Genomic DNA, 15,208 nt, shown 5'->3' on the forward strand with positions numbered 1-15,208 from the left:
TCGTGACGGCCGTATGGTCCAGGAACCCCTTCGACCCCCGCCCGCCGCCTCACCGGTCCCGAGGCCGCCGGAGGATGGGCGTCAGCAGCTGACCACGGCACTACGGACGGCCACGCCCGACACGCTGGCAACGGCGGTGCGAGAAGCTTTTCCCGAGCCACACATTACGGTCGATACGGTTACCCACGCGGGTGTCCCCGTCGCCGCGGTCGGCGTACCCGCCGAACGGGACTGTCTCCTCCTGATCCGCACTCCGAGCGGGGACATCGAGTCGCCCGGATTTACCAAAATCTGGTTGGAGCCCGACGAACCGGGGTGTAAAACCCAGGCTATAGCTGTCACCCCCAGATAGCAGGCATCGATGCACTCATCGGCGGCGACCACGGCTGGTCAATTGGCACTCGCCCATGGACGGACTCCACCCTAGAATCACGATCATGGAAATCCTACGGTTCGCCGCGTTCACCACCGATCCCGCCGGCGGCAACCCGGCTGGGGTGGTGTTGGACGCCACCGGCGCGGACGACACGGAGATGCAGCGAGTCGCGGCCGAGGTCGGGTATTCCGAAACGGCGTTTCTCGTGCCCGGCGACGCGGGGCACTTCACGGTTCGCTACTTCAGTCCGAAGGCGGAGGTCCCGTTCTGTGGCCACGCGACCATCGCGTCGGCCGCGGCGTACGCCGAGCGACACGGCCCTGGGGTGTTGTATCTGAGCACCCCTGCCGGCCCGGTCGAGGTCTCCACCACCGTACGGGCGGATGGCACCATCACCGCGACGCTGGTCAGCGTCGAGCCACGCACCCAGCCGATCGCCGCGGACGACTTCGCGGCCCTACTCGAAGCGTTGCGCTGGAAGCCGGCGGACCTGGCGACGACCCTGCCACCACGGGTCGCCTTCGCCGGGGCATGGCACCCGATCATCGCCGCTGGAAGCCGAGCCCGCCTGGCTGAGCTGGACTACGACATGGCCGCGCTGACCAGCCTGATGGCCGAGCGGGACTGGACCACCATCAACCTGGTGTACCGGGAGTCCGCACAGGTCATTCGTGCACGGAACCCGTTTCCCCCCGGCGGCGTCGTGGAGGACCCCGCCACTGGTGCGGCCGCCGCGGCGCTCGGTGGCTACCTACGTGAGCTCGGCCTGGTCGCGCCCCCCACGACGGTTACCGTGCACCAGGGCCACGAGATGGGCCGCCCGAGCCTGCTCACCATCGACATCCCGGCCCAGCCCGGAACTGGGATCGCGGTGAGCGGCGCCGCGGTTTCCCTCGCCCCACTCGGCGCCACCGTTCGCCTGGGCTCCAACTCGCCGTAGCCTCGGTGCATCGACCGGGCCTACCTCAGCTCAGCTCAGCTCAGCTCAGCTCAGCTCAGCTCAGCTCAGCTCAGCTCAGCTCAGCTCAGCTCAGCTCAGCTCAGCTCAGCTCAGCGAAGAGTGGCACCACGCCGGTCGGGGGTGCTGCTCGGGGACCTCACGCGACGATGGCCTGGGGCCCGGCGACGCGATCATCGCCGCCGGAGCGCTGCTGGCCGTCGTCGGTGGGGCGATAGCCGCGGGACGCATCCCCCCGTTGCGCTCCGAATGGAGCTGATCCATCCCGCTGGCAATCCCGTCCGGGTCAGCGACCCATCGCCTCTGAAACGTGCGTTCGGTGTGCGGCGCTGCCGCTAAACACACGTTTCTCAGCGGAGAGTCGATCTTACGTTCACGTTCGGTACTCCTGTCAACACCTGTGTCGCGGCAACCGGGGCCGCGACACTGTCGTCTATGTCACCATCCGGTCAGGGTTGACAACCCTCCGGCCGCGCCACCAACCTGTTGCCGGAGCCGCTACGGATTCAGGAGCAGCGCTTCGGCGCCGACCGGCCGGAACCCCGCCGCCTGGAATGCCCGCACACTGCGCGCGTTGCCCGCGGCCTGCTGCGCCCAGACCGGCTGCCCGCTCGGCACCAGATGCCGAGCGGCTCTCGCCAACGCCCGCCCGAGGCCCGCCTCGCGCCGCCCCTCGTCAACCTCGATCGCCGCTTCCCACCGGCCGGCCACGCCCCGGCCAAGGATGACCACTCCCCCATCGGCCGCCCAGACCCGGACGTCGTCCCGGCGCTGGCGCGCCCGGGCTTCCCGGGGATGGGCGAAGTCGGTGAGCTCGGTGAGCCGCAACGGGGGCGCACCAGCCAGCGGGCTCGCGACCGTCAGTAGGTCGATCGTGTCCATGGAACGTCCGGTGCGCTCGAGCAACGCACCCAGGAAGCGTGGGTGCATTGTGGCTGCCAGGCCGTCACAATCGAGGGCGGCCAGAATTCCCCGGACCCAACGCGGATCCTCGTCGGTGAAGACCACGGAGTGAGCGGTGAAGGCGATCACCCCGGCGTCGCGGTCGCCGGGCTGCCGCAGCACGGTCGTCCCACCATCCGGCGACGGGAAGCGCCCGGCGGCCACCGCTTCCAGGAGCTCGGCCAATTCACTACCCATGGTCATTTCCTCTATGCGCTAGGGAAGCCCAGGGCTGGTCTCGGACGCACCTCCCCGCACTGACGGCCAGCAGGTCCCAGCCGGAGACGCCAACCGATGACGGAGCCGCTCCTCCGGGTAACCAGCTTCGCATTCCGAGCCAAGGCGGGGCGGGACACAGCGAAGGGCCCGACCCGGGGCCCTTCGCTGTGTCGAGAGTTAGCTCGACCGTGGCCATTGCTGGCTGACCGGCCGCCAGCCATTCACCGCTTGTCGTACGCCTCCATCACACCAACCGGGATGCGTCCGCGGTCCGACACCTGATATCCGTTGGCCCGCGCCCACTCCCGGATCTCCTCGTTGCGGGCACGGGTGGAACGCTGCGCGGTCGCGGCTGCCCCCCGCACCGCCCTCGTGATCCCACCGTGGCCGCTGGCCCTGCCGACACGCTGACCGACGGCGATATAGGGGGCGAGCGCCTGCCGGAGCGTGGATGCGTTCTCGTCCGAGAGTTCGATGGTGTAGGCCCTGCCGTCGAGACCGAACTCAATCGTCTGGTCGGCCTCACCACCGGTTAGGTCATCAATCAGTTGGGTGATTACCTGTCGCGCCATGCTCGGGTTAACTCCATTTCACGAGTGCGAAGAGGAGGACATTAGCATCTGGACAGGGTGGTTGCTAAAGGACCCACAGTCGGGTTTCGCTCCACCACCAAACCTCCCTCATGGGTAGCGGTTACCACACCCGCCGTGGCTGTTCGTCCGCCACGAAATTGCGAGCCATGACCGCTCTTGTCATCGAGGCGGCTGAGCTCGCATTCCCGCCGACCGCGCTGTTGCCGCGGGATCCGCCCGCAGCGGTTCGGCGTCCAGAAACGCCACCCGCGCCGACCACCGGCGCGACCCGCCGTCCCGACCGATCCGGCCGTACGTAGTTTCAGACCACATATCTTGGAAATTTCCTATATTGTCCGGTCATGCACTCCCGGTCCCGCGGGTCGCCTCCGTCCCGACGGGTCGCCCTGATCAGCCTCTGCACCGCCGCCATGCTGGTGTGGCTCGCGTTCTCCAACCTCGGGGTGGCGTTGCCGACCATCGCCACCGAGTTGAATGTCAACCTGACCGATATGCAGTGGGCGAACAACGCCCTGAGCATCGCCTGCGGAACCCTCCTGCTGGCCGGCGGTCGGCTCACCGACCTACACGGCCATCGAAGGATGCTGCTGCTCGGCCTGCTGATCTTCGGTGTCGCCGCCCTGGCGACCGCCTTCACGCCCCACCTCGCCGGCCTCATCGCCGGCCGCGCGTTGATGGGCGCCGGTAGCGCACTCATCCTGCCCGCCACGCTGGCGATGATCCCGGCGCTCTTCAAACGGACCGAGCAGCCCCCGGCCTTCGCTGCCTGGGCGGCGGCGACCTGGGCCGGACAGGCGATCGGGCCAGCCATCGGTGGAACCCTGACCACACTGCTGGGCTGGCGGTCACTGTTCTGGTTGACCGCGCCGGTGGTACTCGTCTTGTACGTCCTGACCACCCGAAACGCACCCGAGGGGCAGAAGGGCCAGGGCAGGGTCGACCTGATCGGTCTGGTCACCGGGGCCGGGGCCGCCCTGTGCCTGCTCTTCGCACTGACCGAGGGGCAACAGGTCGGCTTCAACAATCCGCTGATCATCGCGCTCTTCGGCGCCGCCGCGGTGCTCACCCTGGCGTTCGTGTTCGTCGAGTTGAGGGTCACCGACCCACTGGTGGATCTACGGCTGTTCCGCGCCCGCGGCTTCGACGGCGCTCTTCTCGTCAACCTGACGATGAACATGTCCTTCGCCGGCACCCTCTTCGTGCTCTCCCTCTACCTGCAGGACGCCCGGGGCTACAGCGCGTTCACGGCCGGTCTACTCCTGGTTCCGGCCGCCGGAACGATCCTGATTTTCAACGTCGTCGGCGCACGGATCGTCACCCGACACGACGCCCGCTCCCCCTCGCTCTGGGGCCTTGTCCTGGTCGGCGTCGGCTGCTTTGCCATCAGCGCCCTGCTGCCCTCCCTGTCGGTGCTCGCGGTGATCCTGGGCCTGCTCATCATCGGTGTCGGGCTGGGCGTGCTCTCCGTGCCCGTGGCCGACACCATCGTCGGCGGCCCACCGGTCGCCCTCGCCGGCGCCGCGTCCGGGCTCTACAAGACCAGCAGCATGCTGGGGGGCGCGCTCGGCGTCGTCCTACTGACCGCCGCGACCACCCGCTTCGGTCGGGCCGACGCCGCCCCGGTGAGCACCGCGGCCGGGCTCACCGAAGCCGAGTCCGACCAGGTCGTCAACGCGCTGACCAACTCCCAGACGGCCCTCGCCGTCCTCGACAAGTTGCCAGCGAGCGAGCGGAGCCTCGTGATGGCGGCCTATCATCAGGCATTCTCGGACGGAGTGTCGACCGCCCTCGTGTTCGGTGGGGTGATCGCGGTGGTCGGCGCGGTGCTGGCCGCCTGGATCTGGCCCCGCCAGCGAAAGGGCCGCAGCCCGCAACAGCCCCAACAGCCCCAACAGACCTGACCGCTCAGCCCAGGTTGTGTCGTCGCACGTCAGCCCAGGTCCGGTCGTCGGACGCTGAGCCCTTTGCCCCCGAACTCCGTACAGACGAAAGCGGGCTGGCGGGGCTTGCTGAGAGCCGGCTCATAGCGGTAGCCGATCTCGGCGAAGTCGACGATATCCGCCGGGTCCTCGACCTGGGCGGTCAGTAGCCATCGGGCGAAGGCACCACGGGCGATCTTGGCGTGTACGACAACGAACCGTGGCTCACCCGTCTTCGGGTTGATCGTCAGAAAGCGGGGGCTGACGAACCGGTCACGGGCCAGAAACCGGGTGACGATCCGGTTGTACTCGATGGCGGCCAGATCAATGATGACGCCGGTCGGCGGCAGGCATCGGGCAACGGCATCACCCCAGAACTGGTAGAGGTTGGCATACGGTGGGTCCGGCAGGCGATACCCCAGTTCCAGCCGGTACGGCTGGATGCCATCGTCCGGACGCAGGATGCCGTACAGCCCGGAGAGGATCCGCAACCGACCTTCGGCGTACGTCCGGTCGGCGGGGGTGAGGTCGCCGGCGCGGAGTCCGCTGTAGATGTCACCGGCGAAGCTGTCGATCGCTGGTGACTGCCGCCCCGGATCGGTGCCCCAATCGGCGAAGAGCCCGTGCGTCCGGGCGGCCAGCTCCGGAGAGAGCTTCATGACGGCGGCGAGCTGCTCCACCGAGAGGGTCTTGAGGTATGCCGCCAACTCCTCGGCCCGGTCCCGAAGGACGGGCACGGTGAGGGTCGCGCCACCCTGGGGCGCCGGTCGCATCGCCTTGGAGGTGTGAATCAGAATGATCATTTTCGCCTCGTGCCGAGATCAAGATCTCCTGAGCATAGCGGCCCGACCGGTAGCGACGCGGCGGCGAACCGAGAGTGCCAGGCCGACCAGCGCGCCCCTGCCCGGCCGCCTCGCCCCCACCCACCTCGACGTCAGCCCCGGCACCCGACGACGGAGATTCGCTATCGACAATCCAGGCACTCCGGGGCCCAGCTGCGAGACACTGAAGTAATCTCAGCGACTTGCGGGTAGGTACCTGCACTCGAGGTGGGTCAGGTGAAGTGCGGCGCCATTGTCGCCTTGGCTCTGCGGTGCGCGGCAAGCAGCCGGCCGGGGTACCGCACTAGTTCCCTGGGGACGTCGGCCGTGGCCCGATATGCGATCACGTGGGGTACGCACCGTATGGGTGGTCTTGTGGTGAGAGCTACCCATCAAGGGCCCACGCCCACTTCCATCACCGTCCGATCTCGTCACTTTCGCCCGTGTCGCACTAATCAACACGTTCGCGTCGCCGAGATCAGTTCAGCGCACCAGTACGCACGGGTCACCTCCAGGTGATGTCAAGCCCGCTCGGCGGGATCTTCTTCGCTGCTCGGGTTGTAATGTGGTTTCCACCACCTGCCACATTCGGCAGTAGCCTTCACCTCCTGGAGGAAGCGGTATGCCGGGAACGACCCTTCAGGAGCGTACGACGAGCACCGCCGCGCCGCCGCGGATCGTGCAGGCCGCGAATACCGTGACAGCGGTACGCACGATCGGCGCGGTCGCCGTCGCCATCGGCGCGATCGTCACCCGGGACCCGGTCCTGGCGGTTACCGCCTATCTAATCTATTGGGTCGGCGACATCCTGGATGGTTGGACAGCCCGCCGGTTGAACCAGGAGACCCGCTTCGGTGCGGTCTTCGACATCCTGGCCGACCGACTCTGCTGCATCCTCTGCATCATCCCGCTGCTTCAGGCACGACCACAGATGATGGCTCCTATCGCGGTCTTTCTGCTGCAGTTCGTCGTCGTCGATCTGGTGCTCAGCCTGTCGTTTCTCCGTTTCGGGCTGCTCAGTCCAAACTATTTCTTCCGCGTACACCGTGGTGTCTTCCGGTGGAACTGGTCCCCGCCGGCGAAGGCTGCCAACACCAGCGCGCTGGTGCTGCTCGTGCTCTTCGTGCCGAGCCCTTGGCCGCCGCTCGCGCTGGCCCTGGCGGTGACCGTGATCAAGGTGGTCTCCCTGGTGGTGGTACGGCGACTACCCAGCAGCCGTCCACCGCAGCACGGCCAAGTCGGTGCGGTTGGTGATGCCCTCCAACTCCGCGGCGAACCCGGTGTCCCCGACCGCGGCTGGCCCCCGTCCGCATGAACGGGGCCGCGTCATGATCGAGGCCGGGATCGCGACCTTCCTGATGGCGTTCGCCTCGGCCTTCATCCCGGCGGTGCCGGTGGAGCCGTACCTCATCGGTGCGGCCACCGTAACCGGGCAGGGTGCCCTCCTGCTGGGTGTGACCGCCGGAGCCGGGCAGACCACCGGTAAGGCGCTGATGCTACTGGGCCTACGCGGCACCCTCCGCTCCATGAGGCTGCGCCGCTGGTTAGAGCGGCACACCGTCCGCTTCGCGTCGGAGCCAGAGCCGGCGGTGGCAACAGTGGCGGCAACGCCGAGCGGGGCAGCGCCGAGCGGGGCAGCGCGCGGTCCGGGTCCCGCCGCTGCGGCGCCGGCGGCCGTGCCGCCCCGAGCGACCGTCCGGACGATCCTCCGCCGGTCGATCGCCGCCGTCGTCGCGGTGACCCGCCGCTGGAACAACCGACTCATCACCCTGCTCGACCGGCCTTTCGTGGCGGTACCGGTGGTGTTGCTGAGCGCGGCGGTCGGCCTGCCCCCGCTCCTGCTGGTCGTCTTCTGCATCAGCTCGACCCGGATGTCGGTGGGCATGTTCGCGGTCACGTGTTTCGTCGGCCGCACGATTCGATTCGCCGCGGTCAGCGTGTTGCCGGACCTCGCCCAACTCCTCGGATAGTGCGTGGGGGTATCCGCCGTCCGGCGGATACCCCCACGGCCGCGCTGGTCAGCACCGACGCCACGCCCGAGCCACAGCTGCCCACCCAGCCGTGGCAATGGCGGCAACGCTCAGTCCCGGGACATCATGGCGGCCGCCTCCCGCTCGACGTCGACGTATGCCTCACCGGAGACGTCCGCGATGACCTGCTTGATCGTGGCACCGGTCAGCTTCCAGGGACGAGCGCCGGAGTAGTCATAGGTGACCGGCGCGCCGCGGTCCTGGCCGACGTTGAAGCCTTCCCCGGCGAGCGCGAACTTGCCGAGTTGGGTCTGCATGCCCTTGCACTCACCCACCTTCTTCTTGCCGATGAACAGCGAGGCGTTGCCGATGCAGGCACTTGGCCGGTCGGAGTCGGGTGGAGAAACCAACTTCTCCTTCTCGAACGCGACGCCGAGCACCACTTTTCCCTTCGGCACATCGATGTTCGAGGCGATAACCTGCTCCTTCTCCCCCAGGTAGTTGTAGACGTACTTCAGTTTGCCGTCCTTGAGGTAGAGGGCGTGCCCGCCGAAGTTGGAGCCCTGTGCGAAGAGAACGCCTTCTGCGTCGGGACCATCGATGACAACGTCCGCTGCCAGGATGTAGGACCGCCCCCGGATGTTGACCGCGACCGCCTCGGGGACCTCCAGCGTGTTCGGATAGTAGACGTAGTGGTCTCGCGGCGGTGCCACCTGCGGTCGTGGCGTGCTCAGGAACTCGACGGTGGGTCGGTCCTCCATCGGCAGCCCAAAGAACTTGCCCGCCTGGTGATACCAGAGCGCCACCAACTCCGCGGCCAGTTCGGGGTGCTGGTCGGCCACGTCGTGAATCTCGGCGCGGTCGACATCGGTGTGGTAGAGCGCCCACTTGTCCAGACCGAAGTGGCCCCAGTCCGCCGGTGAACTCGGGTGCAGGGCGTCCACCTTCCAACCGTCCCGCCACAGCGCCCGCGTACCCAACATCTGGTAGAACTGGCTACGCTTTGCGGTCTTGGCCTTGGGCTTTTCGAAGGTGTGTTTGAAGCTGGTGCCCTCCAGCGGCCACTGGGTGAAGCCCTTGACCGACTCCGGCAGCTCGATACCGAGGCAGTCGTACACCGTGGGCACGATGTCGGTCACGTGCGCGTACTGGTTGCGGAGCTCGCCTTTTGCCTTGATCCCGGCCGGCCAGTGCACGATCATCGGGTCGCAGACTCCCCCCTCCCACGCGTCCTGCTTGAACAGCTTGAACGGGGTGTTGAAGGCGAAGGCCCAACCGGTCGAGTAGTGGTTGTACGTGCCGGGCGAACCAAGAATGTCGAGCAGCTTGATGTTCTCATCCACGCTACTCGGGACACTGTTGAAGAACTTGTTCTCATTGACGGCGCCATCCGGCCCACCCTCACCCGACGCACCATTGTCGGAGATCACGAAGATGAGGGTGTTGTCCAGCTCTCCGGTGTCCTCGAGGTAGGAGATCAGCCGGCCGATCTCGTGGTCGGCGTAGCTGGAGAAGCCGGCGAAGACCTCTGCCATCCGGGTCTGCAACTTCTTCTCGTCGGCGCTCAGCGAATCCCACGGCCGCACGTCGCTCATGGCGGGCGAGGGTTTGCCGTCCGCGCTGCGTACGTCGCTGAGCGGGTTGATCGGTGAGAGCTCGGTACCCTTCGGGAGGATCCCCAGCTTGATCTGCTTCGCCAGGATCTTCTCGCGGATCGCCTCGTACCCCATGTCGAACTTGCCCTTGTACTTGTCGGCCCAGGCCTTCGGTACGTGGTGTGGGGCGTGGTTCGCCCCGGGGCAGAAGTACATGAAGAACGGCCGGTCCGGAGCGACCTGCTTGGCATCGCCGATCATGCCGATCGCCCGGTCAACGAGGTCGGCGGTGAGCAGGTATCCGTCTTTGCCCTCCTTCCAGTCGTCCACGCTGACCGGGTCGGCGGGCTGGTCGACGAACTGCTGGTCCTGGACGAGGTTCGGGTAGTACTGGTTGGCCTCTCCGCCGAGGAAGCCGTAGAAGCGTTCGAAGCCCCGGTGGGTGGGCCAGTTCCGCTTGGAGGAGGCCATGTTGGTCTCGTCTTCGGAGACACAGTGCCACTTACCCAGCGCGTAGGTGTTGTAGCCCCGGTCGCTCAGGATCTCTCCGATGAGAGCCGCCTCCCCGGGGATGTGCCCATTCATCCCCGGGAAGCCCTCGGTCGCCTCGGCGACGCAGGACATGCCGACCGTGGTGTGGTTGCGCCCGCTCAACAGCGCGGCCCGGGTGGGCGAACAGAGCGCGGTGGTGTGGAACTGGGTGTACTTCAGTCCGTTGTTGGCGAGCTTGCTCATGTTCGGCATCTCGATGGGCCCACCGAAGAAGTCCCAGGAACCGAAGCCCGTGTCGTCCCAGACCAGGAACAGCACGTTCGGCGCCCCTTTCGGGGCCTGGGGTTGGGCGTAGGGGTCCCAGTCCGGCGTCGAGTCCGTGACGCCCAGGTTGATTACGCCCTTGAATGCTTTACTCATGAACGGCTTCTCCTCCTCCCGCACCAACGGCGGGAAACGCGACCTGCCCGTACTTTCCCGATCAACTCTTCGCGGTGTCGGATGGCGCCACCTGGCCGGTGACCAACATTCGGATGCTCACCAGGAGAACCCAGGCCGGGAAGATGAGCGTGAACCAGAGATTCTGGTTGGTGAAGATCAAGAGCAGCACGGCCAGAATGTAGGTCAGCACCCAGAGCCACTTCGGCATCAGGCGGGTCTTCATCCCCACCGTTCCGAGGGCGAACATGAACACCGCGGCCATACGTACCGCGTAGATCCCACTCGCCTCGAGCATGATCGAGCGGCCGAACCCGACGGTCTCGGTACCCAAGGACTGGGACCCACCTTCGGGAACACCATCCACAATGGCTCCCGCCACCACGACGGCGACGAATATCATGGCCAGGAAGAGAACCCCGCTACCGATGAGAAGGGTGGAGAAGAACCAGTCTCCCAACTTACCCATGTACTCGCGCACCACGCCCATGAACCAGAGGAAGAAGATTCCGGCGAACGGGATGAGGAACAACGCCACCCGCATCCGGCCAGCTTCTTGCCGCACCCACTCCACGTCGGCAAATGGCTCCTTCGGGAGCGCCGAGCGAAGCAGGATGATACTGATGGCGAAGACCACGGCGAAAAGTATGCCCGCGATCGCGACCCCGCGCGGATTTCGGAGCGCCCGAAACGTTTCTTGATCAGCATCCTTGCCCATCGGCAACACCCTTCACCAGCCGTTTCAACGGTCCCATGGAATGCACACCCTCCTTTTCTCGTTCTAGCAGAGAACGGGGCGCCCAGTGGCCGGAACGCGTCCGGCCACGCGCTGGACTCGGAGCCGCAGCCTCAGCCCCGGCCCGGACCACCGATTCCCTGCCGGTCCGGCACCACGGCCCGATCGTGGTCGACCTTGCCCCCGAAGCTCGCGGCCAGGGACTGGTCCAGCCGGTCAAGCTCGGCGTCCACCGCTGGTCGCCGATCGGCCGGAAGCACCTCGCGAAGGTCTTCGAGCATGGCGCGGAGCCGCCGCATCACCTGCACGGAGCTAGCCCCGTACTCACGGATCTCGGTGACCGCCAGAGTGAGGTAGTCCTCCCACGTCCGCCCCGGCACAACCAGCCGTGGCTGGCCGGATTCGTCGCAGTACCGCATCGTGCCGAGGGGCTGCGCCCCGATCATCCGCAGCAGCTCCTCCAGATAATCCAGCATCTGCACCGCTGTGGTCGGATCATTGATCGCCGGGGAGAGCGCCCGGGCCGCGCTGTCCACCAGAATCCGTACCGGAAAGGCCGGATCACGCTCGATGGTCCGCTCGATCCCCAGGGCCACCATGGCGTGGATCTGCTTGGTGGAGTCACCTGACGGCCTCGTTCCGAATACCTCCATCACCGGTTGCCCGGAGATGATGTAGTCGCCGGCCGCCACCTTTGACCGGAGCTGACAGCCATGCTGGCTGGCCCAACGGACCAGAGCTGCCTCATTCAACGCCTGCACCGACCCGGATCGTTGGGCCTGAATCACCAGAGTCGGCTCCCCGGCCGGCTCCTCCTGGGTCACCACCGATCCGCCCGACTGATCCCGCGCTGCCATCAGCTTCCGGGCGGTTTTGGTCACGTCGGCCGCGACCGCCACCGGTCGTAGTTGATGCACCAGATGGTTGAGGAAGACCACGAAGAGCACGAAACTTACGATGAGGAAAATCCCCGAGACACCAACACCGAGCGGCGGGATCTCCGCCGACCCACCAAGAGCCAGGAGCGTGAAGGCGAAGGAGACCGTCCCGAGGATAAACGTCACGACGGCCAGGTGGAATCGGTCCCGGTACAACAGCCGCAGGTAGCGCGGAAAACTGTCGGCATGGAGTTCGAGTACGACCACGCTCACGGCCACCACAAATCCGGCCAGCACCCCGGCGACCTCGACCACGATCGTGAGGAGTTCCTGCGCCGCGGACGCCTCGAACTCCCACGCCGACGGCAGGGTGATGACGGCGTCAACCTCGCGGACCACGAGGGCGAGCAGCCCTCCCACCACCAGCCCCAGCAGCGGGAAGAACCAGAGGCTCCCCACCAGATTCTGGCGGATTCGGAAGAACTTTGCCCACAGCATCATCGAACTCCTCGCCGCTTCGGGTAGAGACCCGACCGGAGCGTGCTGACGACCCGCCGCCGGATTGCCTCCCGGACAACCGATGTCTGCGGCTGTCCGCTGAGGGCCGAACCACCCTTGGACCAGGCGACTGTCTGTGAGCCTTCCACACGTTTCGGCTGAGCTTGGAGGGAAACGTGAATCCGGCTGCTGCGGGCCAGTCGTCCCGCTACCGCACGCAGGCGTAGCGGACGGTCGTCAGCCGGTGGCCGCTGATCTCGTAGCTGCCGGTCGCCCCGTCCAGGACGAATCCCCGGCGCTCGTAGAACCTTCGGGAGCTGTGGTTCGCCGCGGCGCACCAGAGTCGGACTGCCGCTGCGTCGAGTTGGGCGATGGCGGCGTCCAGCAGGGCCGCGCCGACCCCCTGCCCCTGAAGCCCCGGCAGCACGTAGATCGCGTAGATCTCGACGAATTGCGAATCCTGCCGGTCTGGCCCGGCCATTACCACCCCGACGACCCGGCCCGGGGTGAATGCCAGCAGCGTGCGCCGGGCCGGGTCCCGCCGGCTGCGGAAGCGCCGAGCCCAGTCCGCCTCGTCCAGGGACGCCAGCACCTCCGTGGACAGGAGTTGCGCGTAGGCGGCACGCCAGCTCCGCACGTAGACCGCCGCGACCGCCGCCGCGTCGTCGGGGGTGGCCGGCCGGATGGCAACACCGCAGGGCAGTTCTGAGCCATTCATGATCACGATAATGCCTGATCGGAAGTCACACCCGGGGCGGGCCCACACCACCGGTGTCGTCGCGTTGGACGATTTCCGCGGGGAGGTATCGCATCGGTGCCAAACTGGGACTGGACGGTACGGTTCCGCGCAGAGCCTCCCCAACCGGAAGGACGGTCGACCGTGGATGCCTGGGAGACGCCGGCGGGAAGAAGCGTGCAGTGGAAGGGGGTCCACCACTCCACGCACGGCGACTTCACCGACATCTCCACGCACACGGTCAGCTACGAGTCCCGGGACCGGTGCTACGTGACGACGGACGGGCGGCTCGTGGCCGATGGCGTCAGCTACACGTATCAGAAGCTGGACCATCGAATGGCGATACTGATCTACTGCCCCGAGGTTTACCAGGGGAGATCCGGTGTCGTCCTCTACTCGATGCTTGACTTTGCGAACACGACGGATCGCGCCGTGATCCTCGCCGACGGCGAGCCGTTCGCCATCGCGGATGGGACGATTCGCGAGGTGCCGACTCCCGCCCGGCCCGGACCGCACTGAGGCGGAGGCAGGGTGGCGGAGGAGTCGGAGACTCGCTGGCGGCGCCGGTACACCGAGCTGTTGCAGGAGCTGCGGATCGCGCAGACGGGGGTGCAAATCCTCTTCGCCTTCCTGCTCGCCCTCCCGTTCAGCTCCGCTTTCGGCGAGACCAACACCTTCCAGCGGACGCTCTACATCATCTCGTTCCTCGCCACCGCCGCCGCGGCGGTGGCGACCATCGCCCCGGTGGCGTTCCACCGGGCGCTGTTCCGGCAGGGGCGTGATCCGGAACTGGCGCGCTTCACCCACTGGATGACCACCACCGGCCTGTTGCTGATGGTCCTAGCCGTGATCGTCGCGGTGCTCCTGGTCACGGACTTCGTCCTCGAGCTGCCGATCGCGCTCGCGCTGACCGGCCTGACCTTGCTCTGGCTGCTGCTGCTCTGGGTGCTCGTGCCAATCGGGCGCAGCCGGACCGGCAGCGACTCCGGTACTACCGGATGACGCACCGGAAGCCGAGGTGGCAGGTGGAGGTGTCGATCGCTTCGCCCTGCCGGGCCCCCGGCCGGTACCGCATGCAGTAGTTGGGGGCGCACAGGTGGGATCCGCCCTTGATGACGTGGCGGGGAATTCCCGCCCCCGGTCCGTCGGCGGTGGCCGGCATCGTACAGCAGGCCTTCGCCGACGGGTCAGCGGGGTACGTGAAGACGTCCCGGGTCCACTCCCAGACGTTGCCGGCCATGTCGTAAAGCTGGTGACCGTTGGGCGGGAAGGCTCCCACCGGGGAGGTTCCCGCGTACCCGTCGAGGAGGAGGTTCTGCCAGGGAAATGCCCCCTGCCAGGTGTTGGCCATCATCTGGTCCGCGGGGGCGAACTCGTTGCCCCAGGTGAAGGCGGCGCCGTCGAGTCCGCCCCGGGCGGCGAACTCCCACTCGGACTCGGTGGGGAGTTCCTTGCCGGCCCAGGTCGCGAAGGCCACCGCGTCGGCGTACGCGACGTGGGTGACCGGGTGCAGGTCTCTGCCGTCGATGGTGCTGCCCGGTCCCTCGGGGTGCCGCCAGGTCGCGCCGGGGGTCCACGACCACCAGTTGCGGTAGTCGGCGAGGCTGACCGGCCCGGATGCCTGGCGAAACACGAGGGATCCGGGGACGAGTAGCGCCGGGTCGGCGTCGGGGTAGTCCGCCGCCGTCGGTGCCACCTCGGCCATCGTCACGTGGCCGGTCTCCCGGACGAATCGCTCGAAATCCCGGACGGTCACCAGGTACTGATCGATCCAGAACCCGTCGACCTCGACCCATCGCACGGGCCCTTCTTCGGGATAGAAATCAGTTGATCCCATCCGAAACCGACCGCCTGGGATCCAGACCATCTCCGGCCCCGGACGGGTCGTCGCCGGGGAGCTCAGCGCCTCGTGCACCACACCCCGCACCCTAAACCAACCAAAGCGCGATAAGTCGGCGATTATCCGATCAGCTGGCGAAGCACGGTGCCCCCCACCGGACGGGGAATCCACCAATGCCACCGAGATAGGCGATCGCG

15 protein-coding genes are annotated in these 15,208 nt (G+C 67.0%); 7 read left to right on the forward strand and 8 right to left on the reverse strand.

Annotated elements, in window-relative coordinates; all coding sequences use genetic code 11:
- Positions 1-437 precede the first annotated feature (437 nt).
- Both T398_RS14925 and T398_RS14930 read left to right on the forward strand, forming a co-directional pair.
- Positions 438-1,316, forward strand: coding sequence for a PhzF family phenazine biosynthesis protein (locus T398_RS14925; RefSeq protein WP_496447523.1), 879 nt, complete (start codon positions 438-440; stop codon positions 1,314-1,316).
- Positions 1,317-1,325: 9 nt separating this feature from the next.
- Complete coding sequence (locus tag T398_RS14930) at positions 1,326-1,673, forward strand: pentapeptide repeat-containing protein (protein ID WP_496447639.1); 348 nt, start codon at positions 1,326-1,328, stop codon at positions 1,671-1,673.
- Positions 1,674-1,832: 159 nt separating this feature from the next.
- Here T398_RS14930 and T398_RS14935 read toward each other — a convergent pair whose 3' ends face one another.
- Together T398_RS14935 and T398_RS14940 are read right to left on the reverse strand one after the other, a co-directional pair.
- Positions 1,833-2,474 carry a GNAT family N-acetyltransferase gene (locus tag T398_RS14935; RefSeq protein WP_496447524.1) on the reverse strand — a complete coding sequence of 214 codons (642 nt, stop codon included), beginning with the start codon at positions 2,472-2,474 and terminating at the stop codon, positions 1,833-1,835.
- A gap of 242 nt (positions 2,475-2,716) precedes the next feature.
- Complete coding sequence (locus tag T398_RS14940) at positions 2,717-3,067, reverse strand: histone-like nucleoid-structuring protein Lsr2 (RefSeq protein WP_018216084.1); 351 nt, start codon at positions 3,065-3,067, stop codon at positions 2,717-2,719.
- A 362-nt stretch (positions 3,068-3,429) separates the two neighbouring features.
- Here T398_RS14940 and T398_RS14945 point away from each other — a divergent pair, with 362 nt between their 5' ends.
- Positions 3,430-4,989 carry an MFS transporter gene (locus T398_RS14945; protein ID WP_496447526.1) on the forward strand — a complete coding sequence of 520 codons (1,560 nt, stop codon included), beginning with the start codon at positions 3,430-3,432 and terminating at the stop codon, positions 4,987-4,989.
- A 29-nt stretch (positions 4,990-5,018) separates the two neighbouring features.
- Here the strand turns inward: T398_RS14945 and T398_RS14950 are convergent, their stop codons facing one another.
- Complete coding sequence (locus T398_RS14950) at positions 5,019-5,810, reverse strand: YaaA family protein (protein ID WP_496447527.1); 792 nt, start codon at positions 5,808-5,810, stop codon at positions 5,019-5,021.
- 640 nt (positions 5,811-6,450) lie between these two features.
- Between T398_RS14950 and T398_RS14955 the strand changes: the two genes are divergently transcribed.
- Both T398_RS14955 and T398_RS14960 read left to right on the forward strand, forming a co-directional pair.
- On the forward strand, positions 6,451-7,143 hold the full coding sequence (locus T398_RS14955; RefSeq protein WP_496447529.1) for a CDP-alcohol phosphatidyltransferase family protein: 693 nt from the start codon (positions 6,451-6,453) through the stop codon (positions 7,141-7,143).
- 13 nt (positions 7,144-7,156) lie between these two features.
- On the forward strand, positions 7,157-7,798 hold the full coding sequence (locus tag T398_RS14960) for a hypothetical protein (protein ID WP_496447530.1): 642 nt from the start codon (positions 7,157-7,159) through the stop codon (positions 7,796-7,798).
- 110 nt (positions 7,799-7,908) lie between these two features.
- On the opposite strand, the gene T398_RS14965 is transcribed toward T398_RS14960, so the two are convergent.
- The 4 genes from T398_RS14965 to T398_RS14980 all read right to left on the reverse strand — a co-directional run bounded on the left by T398_RS14965 (position 7,909) and on the right by T398_RS14980 (position 13,153).
- A complete protein-coding gene (locus T398_RS14965) occupies positions 7,909-10,305 on the reverse strand; it encodes an arylsulfatase (protein ID WP_496447531.1) in 2,397 nt (798 codons plus the stop codon).
- 61 nt (positions 10,306-10,366) lie between these two features.
- A complete protein-coding gene (locus tag T398_RS14970; RefSeq protein ID WP_496447533.1) occupies positions 10,367-11,041 on the reverse strand; it encodes a hypothetical protein in 675 nt (224 codons plus the stop codon).
- Positions 11,042-11,172: 131 nt separating this feature from the next.
- Positions 11,173-12,438 (reverse strand): DUF2254 domain-containing protein, encoded by a 1,266-nt coding sequence (locus T398_RS14975; RefSeq protein WP_496447534.1) that lies wholly within the window; start codon positions 12,436-12,438, stop codon positions 11,173-11,175.
- 205 nt (positions 12,439-12,643) lie between these two features.
- On the reverse strand, positions 12,644-13,153 hold the full coding sequence (locus T398_RS14980; RefSeq protein WP_496447536.1) for a GNAT family N-acetyltransferase: 510 nt from the start codon (positions 13,151-13,153) through the stop codon (positions 12,644-12,646).
- A 162-nt stretch (positions 13,154-13,315) separates the two neighbouring features.
- Between T398_RS14980 and T398_RS14985 the strand changes: the two genes are divergently transcribed.
- Together T398_RS14985 and T398_RS14990 are read left to right on the forward strand one after the other, a co-directional pair.
- Positions 13,316-13,690 carry a hypothetical protein gene (locus T398_RS14985; RefSeq protein ID WP_496447538.1) on the forward strand — a complete coding sequence of 125 codons (375 nt, stop codon included), beginning with the start codon at positions 13,316-13,318 and terminating at the stop codon, positions 13,688-13,690.
- A gap of 12 nt (positions 13,691-13,702) precedes the next feature.
- A complete protein-coding gene (locus T398_RS14990) occupies positions 13,703-14,173 on the forward strand; it encodes a DUF6328 family protein (protein WP_496447540.1) in 471 nt (156 codons plus the stop codon).
- On the opposite strand, the gene T398_RS14995 is transcribed toward T398_RS14990, so the two are convergent.
- A complete protein-coding gene (locus T398_RS14995) occupies positions 14,163-15,098 on the reverse strand; it encodes a formylglycine-generating enzyme family protein (protein ID WP_496447541.1) in 936 nt (311 codons plus the stop codon). The genes T398_RS14990 and T398_RS14995 overlap by 11 nt on opposite strands.
- Between the last annotated feature and the right edge of the window lie 110 nt (positions 15,099-15,208).

It is taken from the genome of Salinispora goodfellowii (assembly GCF_059570675.1).

Coding starts and splice junctions, on each gene's coding strand:
- T398_RS14980 (WP_496447536.1), bottom strand. CDS start 13,153: ATGAATGGCTCAGAACTGCCCTGCGGTGTTGCCATCCGGCCGGCCACC.
- T398_RS14950 (WP_496447527.1), bottom strand. CDS start 5,810: ATGATCATTCTGATTCACACCTCCAAGGCGATGCGACCGGCGCCCCAG.
- T398_RS14940 (WP_018216084.1), bottom strand. CDS start 3,067: ATGGCGCGACAGGTAATCACCCAACTGATTGATGACCTAACCGGTGGT.
- T398_RS14925 (WP_496447523.1), top strand. CDS start 438: ATGGAAATCCTACGGTTCGCCGCGTTCACCACCGATCCCGCCGGCGGC.
- T398_RS14975 (WP_496447534.1), bottom strand. CDS start 12,438: ATGATGCTGTGGGCAAAGTTCTTCCGAATCCGCCAGAATCTGGTGGGG.
- T398_RS14955 (WP_496447529.1), top strand. CDS start 6,451: ATGCCGGGAACGACCCTTCAGGAGCGTACGACGAGCACCGCCGCGCCG.
- T398_RS14965 (WP_496447531.1), bottom strand. CDS start 10,305: ATGAGTAAAGCATTCAAGGGCGTAATCAACCTGGGCGTCACGGACTCG.
- T398_RS14935 (WP_496447524.1), bottom strand. CDS start 2,474: ATGGGTAGTGAATTGGCCGAGCTCCTGGAAGCGGTGGCCGCCGGGCGC.
- T398_RS14945 (WP_496447526.1), top strand. CDS start 3,430: ATGCACTCCCGGTCCCGCGGGTCGCCTCCGTCCCGACGGGTCGCCCTG.
- T398_RS14960 (WP_496447530.1), top strand. CDS start 7,157: ATGATCGAGGCCGGGATCGCGACCTTCCTGATGGCGTTCGCCTCGGCC.
- T398_RS14970 (WP_496447533.1), bottom strand. CDS start 11,041: ATGGGCAAGGATGCTGATCAAGAAACGTTTCGGGCGCTCCGAAATCCG.